This window comes from Nocardia sp. NPDC049737 (assembly GCF_040674755.1).
In the GTDB taxonomy this organism is placed as follows: domain Bacteria; phylum Actinomycetota; class Actinomycetes; order Mycobacteriales; family Mycobacteriaceae; genus Nocardia.
Genome location: NZ_JBFANH010000053.1, coordinates 1 through 17612 on the forward strand (window position 1 = coordinate 1; position 17612 = coordinate 17612).

General features: G+C 63.2%; 13 protein-coding genes and 1 pseudogene. 2 read left to right on the forward strand and 12 right to left on the reverse strand.

Annotated features, from left to right (window positions below):
* Window positions 1-1339: 1339 nt before the first annotated feature.
* From AB0J47_RS39540 to AB0J47_RS39575, 8 genes and pseudogenes are all read right to left on the reverse strand, one after another.
* Window positions 1340-1951, reverse strand: coding sequence for a MauE/DoxX family redox-associated membrane protein (locus AB0J47_RS39540; RefSeq protein ID WP_364358917.1), 612 nt, complete (start codon window positions 1949-1951; stop codon window positions 1340-1342).
* Between the two features lie 356 nt (window positions 1952-2307).
* A pseudogene (locus AB0J47_RS39545) lies at window positions 2308-2478 on the reverse strand (DinB family protein); the annotation flags it as partial.
* Between the two features lie 31 nt (window positions 2479-2509).
* Window positions 2510-2917: a hypothetical protein gene (locus tag AB0J47_RS39550; RefSeq protein ID WP_364358920.1), complete on the reverse strand. Its 408-nt coding sequence runs from the start codon at window positions 2915-2917 to the stop codon at window positions 2510-2512.
* A 3-nt stretch (window positions 2918-2920) separates the two neighbouring features.
* Complete coding sequence (locus tag AB0J47_RS39555) at window positions 2921-3574, reverse strand: hypothetical protein (RefSeq protein WP_364358923.1); 654 nt, start codon at window positions 3572-3574, stop codon at window positions 2921-2923.
* Window positions 3575-3687: 113 nt separating this feature from the next.
* A complete protein-coding gene (locus tag AB0J47_RS39560) occupies window positions 3688-4002 on the reverse strand; it encodes a hypothetical protein (RefSeq protein ID WP_364358926.1) in 315 nt (104 codons plus the stop codon).
* 426 nt (window positions 4003-4428) lie between these two features.
* Window positions 4429-5298, reverse strand: coding sequence for a dTDP-4-dehydrorhamnose reductase (rfbD, locus tag AB0J47_RS39565; protein ID WP_364358929.1), 870 nt, complete (start codon window positions 5296-5298; stop codon window positions 4429-4431).
* Entirely contained in the window at window positions 5295-6638 is a 1344-nt protein-coding gene (rfbH, locus tag AB0J47_RS39570; protein ID WP_364358932.1) for a lipopolysaccharide biosynthesis protein RfbH, read from the reverse strand. The genes rfbD and rfbH overlap by 4 nt, the downstream gene beginning before the upstream one ends.
* The gene (locus AB0J47_RS39575; protein WP_364358935.1) at window positions 6635-7867 is read right to left on the reverse strand and encodes a glycosyltransferase; all 1233 of its coding nucleotides are present in this window, start codon (window positions 7865-7867) and stop codon (window positions 6635-6637) included. Before AB0J47_RS39575 ends, rfbH begins: the two co-directional genes overlap by 4 nt.
* A 490-nt stretch (window positions 7868-8357) precedes the next feature.
* On the opposite strand from AB0J47_RS39575, the gene AB0J47_RS39580 reads away from it, so the two are divergent.
* Both AB0J47_RS39580 and AB0J47_RS39585 read left to right on the forward strand, forming a co-directional pair.
* Entirely contained in the window at window positions 8358-9251 is an 894-nt protein-coding gene (locus tag AB0J47_RS39580; protein WP_364358938.1) for a DUF4231 domain-containing protein, read from the forward strand.
* A gap of 101 nt (window positions 9252-9352) precedes the next feature.
* Window positions 9353-9988 carry a helix-turn-helix domain-containing protein gene (locus AB0J47_RS39585; RefSeq protein ID WP_364358974.1) on the forward strand — a complete coding sequence of 212 codons (636 nt, stop codon included), beginning with the start codon at window positions 9353-9355 and terminating at the stop codon, window positions 9986-9988.
* A 60-nt stretch (window positions 9989-10048) separates the two neighbouring features.
* Here AB0J47_RS39585 and AB0J47_RS39590 read toward each other — a convergent pair whose 3' ends face one another.
* From AB0J47_RS39590 to AB0J47_RS39605, 4 genes are all read right to left on the reverse strand, one after another.
* On the reverse strand, window positions 10049-10555 hold the full coding sequence (locus AB0J47_RS39590; protein ID WP_364358941.1) for a toll/interleukin-1 receptor domain-containing protein: 507 nt from the start codon (window positions 10553-10555) through the stop codon (window positions 10049-10051).
* A gap of 387 nt (window positions 10556-10942) precedes the next feature.
* Window positions 10943-11431: a helix-turn-helix domain-containing protein gene (locus AB0J47_RS39595; RefSeq protein ID WP_364358944.1), complete on the reverse strand. Its 489-nt coding sequence runs from the start codon at window positions 11429-11431 to the stop codon at window positions 10943-10945.
* 355 nt (window positions 11432-11786) lie between these two features.
* Window positions 11787-14396 (reverse strand): toll/interleukin-1 receptor domain-containing protein, encoded by a 2610-nt coding sequence (locus tag AB0J47_RS39600; RefSeq protein WP_364358947.1) that lies wholly within the window; start codon window positions 14394-14396, stop codon window positions 11787-11789.
* A complete protein-coding gene (locus tag AB0J47_RS39605; RefSeq protein ID WP_364358950.1) occupies window positions 14396-17155 on the reverse strand; it encodes a hypothetical protein in 2760 nt (919 codons plus the stop codon). Before AB0J47_RS39605 ends, AB0J47_RS39600 begins: the two co-directional genes overlap by 1 nt.
* Window positions 17156-17612: the final 457 nt, after the last annotated feature.

The following is a 17612-nucleotide window of genomic DNA, read 5'->3' on the forward strand; positions in this document are numbered from 1 at the left end:
GCTTCGTATGCCTGGTAACGGCTCTCACCACTCACCGATGCGACGCTACGGCCATCGTTCGTGGACAGGTTGATCAGGTGACGCCCAGCCTTCCCACAACGGCAACGCACGTTCATGCCGCTGTGCGCGTTCATGCCGACGAGCGTGCGTCCGGCTGACCCGGTTCGAAAGGGTCAGCCGGACGGTGTTGGAGGCAGGTTGCTATCCGAAGTTGACGAACGTCGGGAACGGCGCGGCGTATTCGTCTGTCTGCCGAGACCCGAGGAACCTGCTGGGCGAAGTACAACCACTGTTCGTATACAGCCCGGTGTCGGTGTCATTGTTTGCCTGCCGCGCCCCACCAGAAATGGCCAGGCATCCCATCGGGCGTGGAACCGAGGTAGGTTTCATGCCCGGTATCGGCGCGGAGCTAGCCACCACCGCATACACCGCGACCGTAGCCGGGAAAGTCCGCTTCTGGCTTTTATCGCTCGCGCCGAGCGCAGGGCTGCGGTCTGAATTACGTTGCCGTCGAGCCGATCTGACGTAGGCCCGTAAAGGATTCAGATCGCCGACCCGGCAAACTTCAGCAAGCGGCCACGCGACGCCGTTCAGACCAACCCAGCAGGGTGAACCATGGGCGTTCCAGTCTGTGCTGTTCGGTAAGTGACGGCGGTGTCAGATGTTCAGGGGCAGGTGGACGGAGCCGTAGACCAGCGCTGGTTATCGTTGCTGCACCAGCAGGCTTTTGCCTGGCCGTTGATAGTTTGGCACTTGCCGATCTGGTAGCCGTTGCATTTGCATCGTGCTTCGCACCGACGGGGATCGGAGCAATCATCCACCGCCGAGACCCCTTGGGCTGGTCCTCGAGTTTGTGCGCGGGCGGAGGCGAACTCCGGAAACACGGAGGTCAGAGCGGCCAGGAGCGCGCCCCCGACCGTGCCGTATCCGGCGTGGCGGAGGACAGTCCTGCGGGGGTGGGTCATAACACTCTCCTTTCGATTCCTGCGGCGAGACGGGGCACGTGGCGACGAGCGAGTCCGCTGCGGGCGGGGTCTTCAGATCTTTCAGCCGCACGGCGAGAAATTCGAAGAGTCGGCGCAGCTTGATCGAGGACCGTAGCGGCAGCATTGCTCTCCGTTGCACAGGAAGGCGTCGCTCCATTTGCCGCCTTGACCGGGGGAAGTCACCGCAGAACACCAGCCGCAGTACACCCCGCCTTTCGTTCCTGGCGCGCATTTGCAGCCGTTCGAGTCGCAGGCGGCGTTGGCGATTTCGGGGAAGATCGCGGTTATCGCCGACATGGTGGCGGCCAGCGCGGCGGTGACTCCGAGGCGTCGGAGCAGATCTCGGCGGGTGGTCACCGGTAGGCCTGCCGAGTCGAATTCAATTGTGGGAAAGGCAGATCGGCCGGTTCGGTAGGGGCATGGGCGTGCGGGTGCGCCGACGGGTCCTGCACCGGTTCAGGCGTGCGGTGTCGGTAGGCCAGCAGGCTCAGCGCTGCGGCGAGAGCGCCGATGATGGTGATCTGGACTGCCGGGGCGAACTCGGTGATGGCCGGGCCGGTCATCCCGCGTGCGGCGGTCCAGACCACGGCGGCGATGAGCACCAGGTTGCGTGCCACGACCGGCCACGAGATCAGCGTTCCTACCTTGCCCAGGCACCCGCACGAGACCTGCTGTCCACGAAGCAGCGCGATCGTCACCGCGAGGGTCATCATCGCCAGCACTGCCGCGGCGGCGAGTGCGCCGCCGCGATCGAAGGCTCCGAGCGCCAACATGGCCCCCACCACCACCTCGGTCGCCGGGAGCAGCCATGCGGTCGCGCGCAGCACCTGATGAGGAAGCAACTGATAAGAGTCCAGCCACTCCACCCGCCACGACACCGAAGTAGCGGCCTTCGCGGACCCGGCGAGGATGAGCAAGCCACCCACACCTATGCGGACTACCAACTCGATAACGGGGCCGATCATCGACGCCACCACCTGCTCGATGACAACGAACTCTCACGTCCAGCGCGCCGCTTCGCGAGGACCACTGATGAGCTGCGCACATGCCTCCAATCCACGTCCATCGACATCTGGAGAACAAAGCCCCCAGCTATGAACGATCTGGGATGAAACACCACGGTCAGCCCGCTGTTGAGCACAGGGCCGGAAAGGACAACCCGAGGCTAGCGGAATCCATGCCGCCTGCCAGCGGATTTCGGGTCCGACTCACCGGCCCGGCACCAGCCTTGGGCACCGGGGCCACCCGGCCTGGCCGGCGGCCACGGCAACCAGCGTCCGTGCGACGACAGGCGGTCAGCGCTCGAGCCGTGCGGCGAGGGTGGTAGGCCGGGGCCGTTGAGTTCGCCGATCACGGCGGGGCGTCCGGCCATGGCCATGAGCAATGCTTCGCTGGTGCCCGCGACCGCGGTGCCGTTGCCTGTCGACCAGTCCAGCTCGGTGGCCTGCAACCGCAGACCGCGGATGCGCCAGGGCAGCCCGAGTCTGGGATTGCATGCCCGCCGCCGAGCGGCGGCCGGCGGGTCAGTGTTCGAAGTAGTCTTCAGTACTGATGTGCGGATTCGGTTCTGATTGAAGGGGACCTTGTACAGGCCGATCGCGCACAGGCTCTGTCCTGGTTTTGAACAATGTGGCGAGCAGTACCAGGGTGGTCACGATCACGGTGTGCGCGGTAAGCATCACCAACATCGGGAGGGCGAAGCCCTCGTTGGTGAGAATGCCGTGGTCTCCTACACAGTAGAGGGTGTAGTTGGTGGAGGTGCCTTCGGAGTCGTGGAAGGTGTCGGAGACGACCATGGGTTCGGTGGCCGGGGATGAACAGAACAGGGGCGCGGTGAGTTTCGCTTCGCCAGGCCAGATGGCGACGGGCACGACGAGGCTGAAGGCACCGACGAGGAGGCCGGTCGAGAGGGTTGTCACTACACGGGGCATCGGCTATACCTGCTGGGCTCGGAGGAAGACGCCGGTGCGGTCGAATTCGGCGACCACCTCCGAGCGGGCGGAGACCACGTTGGCGACGATGCGGATGTCGCGGCCGAAGCGGCTCACCACGATGGCGGTGACCTGTCCGTCGGGGATTTCGCTGCGCGTGCGGGCGGTATCGACTATGTCTTCGATACGCGAGAGGCCGGGCACCTCGCTGATCGTGAAGTTCTCGCCGTCCAGGTCGTCGAAGGAGGAAACCCGCACGGGGCGTGGGGCACTCAGGTCTCCGAGGGTGAAGGAGTAGTCGTCCATCACGCGGGACAGACCGTGCGGCCGGACGCGCAGGCGGACAGTGGGTTCGCGGGCGGTGAAATCGCTTCCGGCGAGGAAGTTGGTCACCTGGGCAGGCTGGTTGTTCAGGACGAGCCGAAACTGGGTGGAGTTCGGTGCCGTGAGGAGGATAACGTTCACATCCGGGTCGCTGGCGTCGATGCGCTGGGCCAGCGCGGCGATCGCGGCCTGCGGCAGGGCGCTCACCAGACCGCCGCCGCGCGTTCGAATCTGGTCCTCGAAATCCGCGCGGTCCACCGCCCCGATACATCCGCTGGTACTGCCGAGCACTGCCAGGCACAGCAGGACACGGAACCAGTTGCCACGGTGCATGTCCCGAATGCTATGCGTTGCAAACCGATTGCGCAGGGGTCGCTCCTCGAACGAATTTGCTCGTCGGTGTGCTGTCCTGCTGATACATCAACGGCCTATGGAGCAGTTTCTGGTTACCGGTAGCGCGGAGCATCCGGGTGAAGGGCTGGAATACGGAAGTACCCACCCGCGGCGATGACGGTATGTCCGTCGATGGCCGGTCGAGCCAGCAGCACTCCAGCGTCGAGACAGGTGAGCTCCAGGCGGGTGCCCGGTCGCCAGTCGAGGGCGGCGAAGCCGAGCTTGTCGAGGACGCGGCCCCCGTCGCCGAGGGTGCAGATCCCGTAGACGACATCACCGTCGGCAGGGCGCACCGTCCGGGATGTCGGGAGGTGGCCGTGGATGAGTTCTTGCAGCGGGGAATGGGGCGGGATGACGGCCGCGATCATCGGCGATAACCTGCGCCCGCAAACTTCCGCGAGGGGGCAGATGTGACGCAATTTGGCAGATCTGTCAGGAATCTGTGCGCGAGAGGGGAATCGATCATGGAGCCGCAACAATATTGGTGCAGATGTGTGCACGAGTACTTCTATTGTGCGTCGCTAGAGCGTAGTACAGAATCTGTGATCACGTGGAGACGCCGGCATTCTGTTGAGCTGCAATACTTTTCGGCATTCCAGTGGAGGTAGCTGAGCGGAAGAGGTTGATGTCGGGTTCTGTTGGTTGGATCGGTTTCGGGTTGTTGTCTGGTTCAAATGTTTTGTGGCCGGGGTTGAATCGTTGGTCGAGGCCTGCGCCGGATACCGGCGTAGGCCGAAGTCAGCCGCAGCCGTAGGTACGCGGACATCGAGCGCTGTGTCATCGGTTCGCTCCGTTCACGGCCGGATGTCCCGAACTGCAGCCCTGACAGCGCGACGCAGTCCGTCACGCCAGTGTGGTAGTGGTGTAAGGCCGCAGTCGATCCACGATGAATTCGACAGAACGGCATTCCGGGGTCGGGTTGCGGCATCTCGGAAATCCGATGTCCGGCAGGGCCGTAACAGGTCCGCATCGAGTCCCGCCGCTTCGATAATCGCATGAGCGAATCGGTATTTGGATGCGGCGCCGCCTCCGGTCGCGTGGAGCAGTCGCGGTGGATTCGGGTGGGCGACGAGGTCGAACAGAGCGGATACGAGATCGTCGACGTAGGTTGGGGACGCGATCTGGTCGGTGACGACCGCGACGTGCTCGCCCCGGGAGCATCGCCGCACGAGCGCGGCCGGGAAATCCCGGTCGGTCCCCGAGTACAGCCACATGGTGCGGACGATCCGCACATCGGGCAACGCTGCTCGGGCGGCCTCCTCACCTGCCAACTTGGATCTTCCGTACACGCTCAACGGGGCGGTCGGTGACCAGGTCTCCCATGGACTCGACGCCGACCCGTCGAAGACGTACGCGGTCGAGATGTGCAGCAGTCGCGCTCCCTTGTTCGCGCAGGCTCGGGCCAGTAGTCCCGGGCCGACCCCGTTGACCGCGAACGCCTTATCGGCTTCGGTCTCGGCGGCGTCTACGCCGGTGTATGCCGCGCAGTTGATGACCACATCGCCGGGGCCGACGGTGTCGTGCAGCGCCGTTGCATCGGTGATGTCGAGTTCTTTCGATCCGAACCCGAGCACCTGTCGATCGGCACGATGAAACGGGCTCGTCGCCCTCGTTATCCCGCTGCCGAGCAGTCCGTCCGCACCGGTGACCACCAGCCTGTTCACCGCTTGTCCTCGGGCGAGGTCGCCACGAGCCGGACCCGGGAGCGTTGGTAGCCGGAAACGTACTCTCGGACCGAGGCGATCATGTAGTCGGTCATCTCGTCGGTTATGCCCGGGTATACGCCGACCCAGAAGGTGTTGTCGGCGACGTAGTCGCTGGCCGCCAAGCTTCCGGAAATCCGGCACTCGATATTCGAGTACGCCGGATGGTGCAGGAGATTTCCGGCGAAGAGGCCACGGGTCGCTATTTTGCGGCCTTCGAGGAAATTGACGATGTCGATACGGCCGAAAGGCGCGTCCGGCAGCACCGTCAGGGCAAATCCGAACCAGCTCGGATCGCTGTGGGATGTTGGTTCCGGCAGGCGGAGATGGTCGATCCCGTCCAGGCCTTCGCGAAGCCGACGCCAGTTATGACGCCGACGGGCGCAGAAATCGTCTAGTCTGGCCAGCTGGGAGAGCCCGAGCGCAGCCTGGATATCTGTTGTTTTCAGGTTGTAGCCGATATGCGAATAGATGTACTTGTGGTCGTATCCGTAGGGAAGCCCGCCAAGCTGTTGATTGAATCTCTTTCCGCATTTGTTGCTTTCGCCCGGCTCGCACCAGCAGTCGCGTCCCCAATCGCGCAGAGACTTCACGACGCGAGCTGTTGTCAGGTTGTTGGTCAGGACGCATCCGCCCTCACCTGTGGTCAAATGGTGTGCCGGGTAGAAGCTGACGGTGGCCAGGTCACCGAATGTGCCGGTAGCGCGTAATTGGTATGTTGATCCGACTGCATCGCAATTGTCTTCGATCAGGAACATACCGTGCTCCGCGCACAACGCGGAGATCTCTGCCACCGGAAACGGGTTACCGAGCGTATGTGCCAGTACGACGGCACGGGTTCTCGGGCCGATTGCCGCCGCCACGGCTTCCGGTGTGGTGTTGTATGTGGCGGAATCGATATCTACGAACACCGGTTTCAATCCGTTTTGCAGTATCGGATTCACTGTCGTCGGGAATCCGGCCGCAGCCGTGATGACCTCATCCCCGGGGCGCAGCCGGGCATCCTCGAACTCCGGGGCGGTTAATGCGGTTACCGCGAGCAGGTTCGCCGATGATCCGGAGTTGGTGAGTCGAGCCTTGCGGAGTCCGATTTTTCTGGCGAATTCGTTCTCGAATCGATGTGCCAGGATTCCCGCCGCGATACGCATATCCAGTGCGGCCTCGACGACGGCGACGCGGTCGTCGTCATTGAGGCAGGCGCCGGATGATTGGATCTCAGTGACGCCTGCGACGAAGGGATGCTCGGTTTGCGAATTGTGGAACCGTCGGACTATCGTGAGCAGATTGTCTCTATCATTCATTCTATTTTCTCCCGGTGCGAGCCTAGAACGAGATCTCCGAGGTCATCGGCGAATGCAGATTGTGGCGGCAGTGCCCACATATGTCGTTTGAGCGCTCGCGCGGCCTGCAGGTAGGCAGGGTCGTCGAGGGTCCGCTGGCAGGCGGTGAAAACATCCGAGGCGGTGACGGTCATGGGATCGATGTGGATGCCGGTGCCGAGGGTTTCGCAGCGTCGTGCATTTCCGGGATGATCGGCGAAGAAGGGGAGTACGACATGCGGGACTCCGTAGGTTATCGTGTCGCGCATCGAATTCAATCCACCGTGCGTGATGAACAGGTCCACGTTCGCCAATACGAGGGACTGGGGGACGTACGGCAGGACATGGATGTGTGGCGGTAGCAACCGGAATATGTCCTGGTACAGCGACGGCAGCGAGACGACCGCGGTACACCGGAGTTCGGCCAAGGCCGCGAAGACCTCTCCGTAGATTTCGGCCATTCGATCCCTGAACCGCGGTGAGAAGGGTCCGATCGAGCCCAGTGAGAGGTAAACGATCGGCCTATCGCCAGGCATCGACGTGAACACGTCCGGGAGCAGTTGATCATTGTGACGTACCGGTGGTTCGTGCCGGTATCGGACCAGTGGGGTGTCGAGATCGGCGTTATTGAATTCTTTCGGCGTCAAGGAGACCGTGAGATGCCGCAGGATTCCCGGTGTCGACGGTTCTTCCGGAAGCCCGAGTTTGGCCCGCTGAATGGTCAGAGCGGGTCGGATCAGGTCTTCGTGGAGGTTTCGCACAAGCTGCAGCGGGCCGATGTCCACCGTGACGTGTGGTATTCCGAGCACCTCCGCGGCCAGGTAACCGCCGAATTCCGAGCACTCGTGCAGGACGACATCGGGCCGCCACCGTTCGGAGAGGTTCAGTACGTCTTCCGCGATACGCAGGGCGATCCGGTCGCCGAGGAACTCCGTCATGTACATCCGGTCGAACGCTTCTATGTCCCGGTCGAGCAGAAGTCCGAAGATGGCTGCATCGAACTCGCGGTTGGCCCGCCGTATGTTCACGTCCACGGTCTCGACTCCGTAGTTGCTGTGCAGCCAGGCGCCCCACTTCTGGGGTGCCGCAACGCGGACATCGTGGCCATGCCTGCTTATCGCGTCGGCCAGTGTGACCAGTCCACGGAAGTGGGATTCGAACTGGTTGAGGGTCACCAGCACGCGCATGCGATCTGCCCGTAAGAAAGCCATGTCGGCAGCGTGACACATTGGGGCACAAGGCCGTACGGTTTCCGCGGAACAGGCCAGCGACTGTTTCAGCTCGGGAGGTGTCGAGTAATTTGCCCGGTGAAAGCCAGGCTGAGGCAGTGCATGTCGGTACTCCCGCGATCCGCCGCTCGGCTGGATTTCGCCCGCCCTCCCCTTGCGATACGGGTCGAGGTGGAACCCGACAGTCGAGAGCGTCGCGGCCCGGGGACGCACTGGCTGATCTCGAGGGCGCGTTTCGCGAGGCGCTGCTGACCGCGTTCGTCACATGCGGCGATCCGCAAACACAGGTGGCGAGAGCCAGTTTCGGCTGTTTGCTCTCGAGGCGGGCCTCTGCCATGCCGTCGTGGGTGCGCATATCACCGAGATCGGCTTCGAACTCGGCGACCACGACGAGGAGGGCTTTTGTCGTTTCCGAGGATTTCGCGGGCGAGTGTAGACCGCAGCACCGACAGATCTGGGGAATGATGGCGAGATGGCTGCTCCATCAACGGTTCCCGACTCTTCGATGCCTCAGCTGTTTCAAGCAGCAGACGCTGCCTCGCTCGAAGGGCAGCGATCATATGTAGGCGGCATCCGCCGCCGGCTCTTGTACTTGGTCATCGCCGCTGTCTCTGGAGTCGTGACCTGGCGGGTGGGCAGCGGGCACCTCGACGTGCTGGGGCTGGTGGGTATGGTGGCATTCGTCGGAGCGATCATCGAGGAATCATCGCTGTGGCGGCGGCGGCCCGACAAGGCATGGTACGACGGCCGCGCAGTCGCGGAGTCGGCGAAGACCCTGGCATGGAAGTACTCCGTTGGTGGACTTCCCTTTCCGATCGGCATCGCTGCCAATGAAGCGGAACGAGGCCTCATCGACAAACTCGATGAGCTCAAGGCGCAGTTTTCAGCCCTTGAACTGTCTCCGGTTGCCGCCCCACAGATTTCCGACTGGATGTCGGGCCAGCGGTCCAACTCGTTGAATGAACGCAGGAAAACCTATCTTGAAGAGCGGTTACTAGATCAACAGCGTTGGTACGCGATGAAAGCACGGTATAACAAGCAGCGATCGAACCACTGGCGCTTTGCGCTCTTTGTACTGGAGTTCTCCGGCGCGGTGGCCTCGCTGATCACGGCCGTCGTAAAAACTGAGCTTATGCTCGGCCCCGCGCTGGCGATGATCGCGGGTGCCGCCATCGCGTGGATCGAGACGAAACAGCACGACTCTCTCGCTCGTGCATATTCGGCGGCTTGCACGGACCTTGCGAACGCCGAGGCAAAGCTGAAAATGGCGGACTCGGAGGAGTTATGGTGCCGAGAGGTCGACGATGCTGAGGAGGCGATCAGCCGCGAGCACGTCGTCTGGCTCGCTACTCGGCACAGGCTCTGAAGAGGAACTGGTTTTCCACACACCGCTCGCCAGATCACCTAGTGCCAGATAGGTTGCGTCGGTAACCGGGTGTCGAGTTGATCGAGTGCTCGTTGCTGGTGATGCTGCCGGTGGAGGTGGTGTCGGTGGCCCGGAGGCCGGAAGTGTTTGTGCGAGCGGTGACCCCGGAAGAGGGGCGTCGGTTGCAGAGGATCACGAAGACGAGCAAGCAACCGGTCAGGATGCGGCGTGCGATCGTGGTGATAGCCTCGGCGCAGCGGCAGCCGGTGCCGGCGATCGCCCGGTTTATGCAGGTCTCGGAAGCCTATGTGCGGCAAGTGATCCGCGAGTTCAACGAGAGGGGGTTCGGGGCGCTGGATCCAAAATGGAGCGGGGGCAGGCCGAAGAAGGTCGATCGGGTGACGCGTGAACGCATCGCCTGTATCGCCCGGTGCTGTCCCCGTGACCTGGGTTGGCCGTTCTCGATGTGGAGCCTGTCGAAACTGCGGGAAGTGTTGCAAACCAACGGTATTGCCGATATCAGCCGCGAGACCCTGCGTCAGATCCTCAAGGCCGAGGGTGTGTCGCCGCACTCAACCTGCGCCGCCTGCTCAACGGCCTCACCCACACCACCGGAACCTGGGCCATCATCTGACCAGCCCCGCCCGAACACCGAAACACTTGCACCCCGGGCCACGAGACACGATCCTGGGTGTCGGCGGGGAGAACGACCACTTCGTCGACCCCACGGGGCCTGACTCGAATTCGCCGCACAGACGGCTATGTCGGCGCTCTTCCCGCCCCCAAACTCCGCTTATTCAGCAAACTTCTAGGTCGTCCTCAACGGCGACCAGCTCGGCGATCTTGGTGGCAATGTCTGCCATCGAATCATCCGCCGTGTTCAACCCGTTTCGGGAGGCAAGCAAGGGGCTGACCTTACGGAGCTCGTCGTAGCTCGTCTCGTGCACGACAGGGATCAGCAGGTCGCGTGCAAGGAGCTCCGAGAGCTCCTTGTCAGAGACCCCCCGGCGGTCGACGCGCTTCAGCAGCGCAGGGGTGACTAGAACGAGACCCGTACGAGACTTCGCCAGGCCCCTGTCGATTTCCCGCATGAACGGTTGGCCGAGCACGATGTCCTTCTCGCTGAACCAGACCGACACGCCCTCGGCTACGAGCAGGTCGTTCAGCTCCGTAGCAGCACCGCACCGGTCATCCCACGCATGGCAGAGGAAGACGTCGCGAAGGTCGGGCTCCTGACGCGCTCGCAACTCGACCGTGCGGCGAACGGGAGTCAGCGCCCGAACTTCGGCAGGCGTGTAGGTCACGGCGGAGGTGCTCGGCGACCAACGCGGGCGCGTTCTGCCGCTAATGGACCCGCCCCGACTGCTCGCCCCGCCCCCACTGCTGCTCGGCGGCGTGTAGGCCGGCGGCGGGTAGTAGGGCCGAGGTGATGAGTACCCGTAGCGTCGGCCGCGGCATGCAGGGCACGCCGCGGCTGCGCTGGCGGTCCGATGGCCCCTGACCGGGGCAGTGCATGAACTCATGATCATATGATAGTCAGCGGTGGTCTGGCCGGGACGATCAAAGCAACCCCGATACGCCACCTTGCGATTCCGTAACCGCTCACCATCGGCATGATTCATCAGCGGCGGCCCTTTCGCGGCGGTAGCTCCGACTTTCAGCCAAGTCGTTCGTCTCCACGACGTCACCGCTCACCGCAGGTTCAAAGGGCCCGAACTCGTCCGCGCACACCACCCGGCCGTCGCTGGGCGGGTCGTCGTAGAGATCGAGCACACGCGCCATCTTGGCCGTGAATTCGGGATCGTTGCTGGCCTTGCACGTCGTGGTGGCCTGCCACGACACCCACCGGCCTTCAGGATCTGGCGCAGGGTTTCTCTGCTCAGGTCGGCGACCTGGTTGGTGCGCAACACGTCCGCCAGCTTCGACAGACTCCACACCAAAAACGGCCAGCCCAGATTCCGGGGACAGCACCGGGCGATCTGACCGATCCGATCACGCATCGCCTGATCGGTCTTCACCTGCCTGCCCCCGCTCCATTTTGGGTTCAGTGCGTCGAACACCTTCTCGTTGAAATCGTGAATCAGGTGCCGCACATACGATTCCGACACCTGCATCAGCTTCGCGATCATCGGCACCGGCTGACGCTGCGCCGAGGCAATCACCACGATCGCCCGCCGCATCCGCACCGAAACCTTGCTGCGGCGCGCGATCTGGGCCAACTTCCGCCCCTCCTGGGGGATGACGGCGCTCTGACGAACACATCCGGCTTGCGAGCCACCGGCACCACCTCCACGGGCAACATCACCGGTCACCGGCCCACGATCAACCCGCCACCCCGATTACCGCCCCAACCTTCCCGGACACGGCACTAGATCCCGTACGTCTGGTGAACGACGGCAACACTATTCGCAGCCCACACATATCAACTCGCGGCCTGACCACGTACCTGAGGTGTATGTCGCGCAGTGTGGGGTAGTTGTCACGAAATCGGAATACCGACTTGATGGGTGTATCCGGTGTTGGTCAGTCTTGGTTTTACTTCACGCCAGGTAACGGAATCTCGATGCGCCGCATCGTAGCCGGGTTCCCGATCTCGGAGACGGCGAAGGCGTTGAACCGCAAACCGCGTAATACCTTGCGTTGGATGTCGATGCGGGTGGTTTCGGGATCGAGGGGACTGTCGATCACGTCGATCGTTTCCTGTTTCGACACGTCGTACAGCATCGCGGAGTTATCGAATGCCAGTAGTGCGTAAGCCCCCGCGAGGGTCATCCGCTCGGTCGGTTTCCCGGCGAACGCCTCGGCTACCTGGTGCAGGTTCTGGTCGAGGATCCGCAGCACTCCGTCCTGGCCCGCGACCAGGATCTGTCCACTGCCGGGGGACACGGCGATCCGTAGTTGATCACCGGGGGCCAGTGTTCGGTCATGGAACTTTGGCGTGTTGGGTTGCTTGATGTTGATCGATGCGACCCGACCGTTCGCGGTGACGACGACAACAGTGTCCCCGGCTGTGGTGATGTCGGCGTCGAGAACGAGATCGTCGTCGGTCAATCCTTGAATCGGAGTCCGGCTGGTCGATCGAGTCGCGAGGTCAAGTAGGACAACCGATTTCTTGAGGGCTAGGACCAGGTGTTTGCCGTCCGCGCCGGCGCGCATGTCGGTGATCGTCGTGGGGTCGGCGGGAAACACTTTCTCCGCGCTGCCGTCGGCGCGGATCGCGATCACTCCCTCTCCGGTGAGAACGTATGCCGTGTCACCGATGATCGACAACGTACTCGAGTACACCTGCTGAGAGCTGATCTTGCCGACGACATCTCGGGTCGCGGCATCGACAACCGCACCGTCCCCGAGTATGGCCAGGTCACGCGACAACGGTAAAAGGGTGACCGCGTTCTCCACCGGCCACGAGCTGATGTGGTCGTGGCCCGGGAGATAGAGCTGTCCCTGCCAGGTGAGCACAGCCAGACGCGTGCCACCGGGGTCGGCGGCGAGTACATATACTTCCGCACCTTCGGGGATGTCGGGGCGCGGATCTACCGCCCGGACGGTGTCGGGTCTCTGTGAGCCGAGATAGTTGCTTTGCACAGCGGACCCGTCGGGCTGACAGACGGGCGGCGTTTTCCCGTTGCTTCTTTTCTCGACAACCTCGATTTTCCCTTGGACAGAACTGAACGTCTTGGCACCGTATCCGAGGGTGAAGTGAATCCCTGCTCCACCGTAGAAGATTCCGAACAAGTTGTCGCCACACCGGGTGATCGTTGCCCCGTAGCGACCCTCCGGGACATCGAGCGTGACGACGTCGAAGGACGCGTATTCGGCGAGGCCGTCTTGGTCACCGCGCAGTGAGTGCACCTTGCCGTCGGTGCCCACGTAGTCGACCAGCCCGCGATCGCTGTCGACGGTGAAGCTCAGTGCTGGAGTCCCTTTGAAGACCTCCGAGCCATGTGGCTCGCTGGTCTCGAAGGTGCCGCGCATGATCCCGCCCGCTCCGTGCAGTGACCATGCCCACCACAGGTCAGTACCGTTTCCGGTCGCGACGGCAACGACGTTCGGGCTGACGAATTCGAGTTTGTCATCGAGGTTCGAGGTGATGACCCAGAGTGCGTCGGAGGCGACGAAGGCCACTGTCCTCCCGTCCGCGGAGGCTACAACGGCGCCGTTGACAATGTCATCGACCGCATCGCGCCGAGCCTGGACCCGACCGGTTTCGCCGTCGAGCCAGTAGATCTCGGAGTTCGTGTATGCCACGAGTGTACGTCCGCCGGGAGCCCAGACAGCGCCCTTGTATGGCTGTTTATCGATCGGCACGACCCGCATCCGTGAGTCCCGCGCCGTTGCCTGGGCGAGCGCTTCGCTGGTCTCGCGGGAGGGCTGGCGCGCGTGCGCCTGAGTCGCGAGATCCACTGCGCGGAAGCTGTTTTCCTCGTTGCGCGATTCCGATGCCAAGTTGAGCGCGATGGACCTGTCCGCATTGTGTTCAGCCGAGCGCTTTTTCGCCTCGGCGAAGGTCCATGTCAGAACGCCGATGAGTGCGAGCACTGCGAGTACCGCGGTACCGATCATTCCGGCGCGGATGAGTTTGCGCCTGACGGCCCGGTCGCGGTCGAGCGCCTCTCCGGCGAACTTGGCCAGCTCGTCGGAGACCGAGACCTCCTGTCGTTCATTGGGTTCGAGTACCCGCCGAGCGTCATGAGCGTGCGATCGGTTCAGTATCCGCTCGGCCCGCGACTGAATGGGGGCGCTTGCGCTCGCGCGGGCGGCCTGCACGAGCCGGGTGTGTGCTCGGATGGTTGCGCGTTGCTCGCGCAGGGTGGCGACGAAAGCCGAGTAGGTATGCGGATCCTCCGGCGCTACATGGACGACCCACTTGCCCCAGTCTCGGAGAAATCGGTATTCGTCCTGACAGTATTCGGACTGGCGCCAGTTCACGGTGTCGATGACGAGTACGACGTCGGCGCCGACGAACTCGGATGTGATTACATCCCAATGCTTCTGGCCCGGAGGGAGGTTGATCGATTCGGCCGCAGAAGTGTCTTCGCCGGATTCGTCGATCCATACGCTCAATCGGTGCGCTTCGATGGCTGCACGCACGCGGGCGGTGATCTGCGCGTCCGCATGTGCGTAGGAGATCGCGACGTCGGCCACTAACGTGCCCTGTCCGGGATGCCGACGAGTCTGGATTCCTCTGCAGTGAGCGCACGAGGCGCAGTCGGCTGCGTAACGACCGCGACCGCGACCACGGTCCCGTCAGCGCGGACCGCGAGTAGCCGGTTCCCGTCGGGACTGAACGCGACGTCGGTGATCATCCGATCCTTGATCCGGTTGGGGGTGACGGAGCGGATGCCCGAATCGATCTCCACGACCGACAGCCCCTGCTGGCCGATCACGGCGACGCGGTGCTCATTTGCTGATAGGCGGACGGCGAATGGCGTCAAACCATCTCCCACCGAACCGATCTCGGAGACCGCGCGGCCTTCGATCCGCAGTATTTGACCTTGTGTAGTGACGCATACGTAGTTGGTGTTCGAGAGGATTTCGCAAGCGGCCAGTTCGGTTTGGTTCGTGAGCGGTAGCCGTGTCTCGGTGCCGGCCGAGTCGCGGAGGTATCCGTCGGAAGTGACGGCAATGGCGGGCGAGGAGCCGCGCGCGAATAGTCCGACGGGGCGGCGCTGCTGGGGATACTCGTGGCTGACGATCGATTTGTCGGCGGCCGATATGACCGCCACGACGGAGTCGTCAGCTACTACGACCGCGGTGCCGTCGTCGCTGACCGCACCCACTCCTTCCCCGCCGTTCGCCGTGACCCGGGGCAGTTTCAGCGGCGGGCTTTCGACAACCTGCGACGGGCCGTCGAAGTAGTGCGATTGCGGGGAGTGCTCGCTGATCCAGGTCCGTTCCGAGCTGACGGCCGCGATGAACCGGCCATTACGTGATGGGAGGAGCTCGGTGAACAGACCGCTGAAATATCCGGGGATGCCGGCGCACTCGGAACATTTGCCGGCCTCGCGTCTCAGCCTTCTGGCGGGCGGTTCTATCTCTTGGAGTGTTTCGGCGTCGAGAACGGTTGCGTATCCTGCCCGTCCCGTGATCACCACGTCGTGGGAAGTGGCGAACCGGATCTGGTTCCGAGCCGAGAGGCGCGGCCGGACCACTACTCCCGTCTTGGCATTCACTCCAGCCAATCCGGCCTGCCACGACCTGCTGATATAGGAACTCGCGCCCGCATCGTCGGATATATCCCAGACCCGTAGGTAGCGGTCGTTCGCGATCGTAACGAGCTGTCGACTGCCGATCATCGCCGAGCGCAGGCTACCGTCGAGGTGAGCTCGGATGGTGGCCGATTGCTCCCATTTGCCGTAGTGCTCGTCTCGTGGCGAGAAGGAGAATGTGCCGTTGCGGCTACCGGTGAGGGCCAGTTGGTCAGTGACGAATGCCACGCTGGACGCGTAGAACGATTGCAGTTCGTTGACCTCGGCCGTTTCCGGGCGGAACTCGACTGTAGTGGCGAGCGGGTTGGTTGCCGCGACCGCCAGGGTGCCGGTATTGTTCACCGCCACGTCCCACGCGCCCTCGACGGAAGCTGTTCGTTCGGGCATTTCCCGCCGCAGGTCCACGCGCGTAATGGATTTCGTGGTGGCCGCGACGATGAACCGGCCGTTGCCGCTGATATCCGCATCCTTGACTTCCTGCCCCTCTGGCACGGATAGCACTGTCTCAGAGTTGCCGTCGAGATCGACGCTCAGTAGCCGGTCACCCCGACCTATGAGCAACCGGTGATCAGCGATCCAGCCGAAGAGCCGGTCTCGTTCGGTGACCCAGCCGGGCTTGTTCGCCGCGGCCGAATCGACATCGATGATCCGAATCGTGCCCAGGTCTGCCTCGGTGGTCGCGAGGGTGGTTCCGTTGGGACTCAGGTACCCCTTGACAGCGACCACACCCGACGCGGCGACCTCGATCCGCGAGGCCTCCACCACGGTGCGGTCGTCATGGACCTGGTATATGTGCACCACCGGTTTGTCGTACTCGCCGACCGCGAACCGTTCGGCATTGCGTGCCGCGGTCACCGTTTGCGGTCGGTAGTCGATCGGAACGGAAACATGCGGCCAGGTCTTCGCGGCGGACTGGGCAACGGCCGTGTGCGCGAGGTCGGTGGGGGCGAGGTTGTATGCGGTGGCGGCGAGAATCGACGGGAGGTCGGGATCGGCGTCCATGAGTGACATCGCGACGCGGCTGAGTCGGTCGGCGTCCGCACGGTTCGCTGCCAGGTCCGCCGCCAGTTGCTCGCGGCGTGCGGAAAAGGCTTGCACGACTGCGACGATCAGCAGGATGGTCAGCATGATGGCGGCTGAGGTGAGGACTCCACTCCACCGGCGACGCCGCCTGCTCACCGCTGAGCTGCTCGCGCCCACGTAGTCCAGGACCGTCCTCCGATCCGGGGACGCCTTCGCGGTCTCGCTGTGTGTGAGCGCAAGGGCCGCAGTGATTTCGGAGGCACGCAGCAGGCCGGCGCCTTCGTCCCGCCACTTGATCGCTTGGTCGGCCAACCGCTGCCAGTCGACGATGGTCCGGCCACCGTGCCGGACGGTCAAACTGATCCTGCGCGCGGCCTCAAGGTGACCGAGTTGTCGTACCAGAGTCTGGCTGCGCTCCTTGTAGATCGGCGCCGCGCCTTCCAAGAACGATACCGGGATAACCTCCTGGTACCGGTCGGTCACGGCGCGCAATTCGGACTCGGCACGGTGCTGAATGAGTGCTGGGGTAATCAACACCGCGTTCACAGCGGATGGTTCGTCCCCTGGCGGGTTCGGTTCCACACCTGTCTCACGGATTGCCGTAAGAAGCGGGTCAATCGCGGCTCGATCGGCGTCGTCGAAGATGACATCGAGTCTGAGCGGTTGATCCACGAAAGCGCTCCCGCTCTCGCGATCGCCATCCTTGGCATTTCGTCGACTACGGTTGTGCTGCAACCTTTCCCAAATCTGTCTCACCACGACCACCGGTGTGGTAGGCGCCGAGCCGGACTTCGGTGGCCGTCGTTCCGCTGAAGCGGTGACATCGGTTGAACGTCTGCTCCGTTGTCGAGGACGAGACGATCGATGGTCACAAACGCACAGCTGCGCGACGTGCTCGTGACCCATGCCACTTCTCCGCGGTTCGATGTCAAGACAGTCCTGAACAGCCAGCGTGCCCATGCGTTTTGGTGCGTTGCCAAACTGACTCCACTCAGATGCCGCCGTAGATACGCCCAAAGTTGGTTTGCTACCTCAGCTCAACCATTCATATGGTTACACAACAAGCCTCACGGCACATCGGGGTCAGTCGAGGGGGCTGAACCATAACCTGGCCCCGTTCTGTATTGCA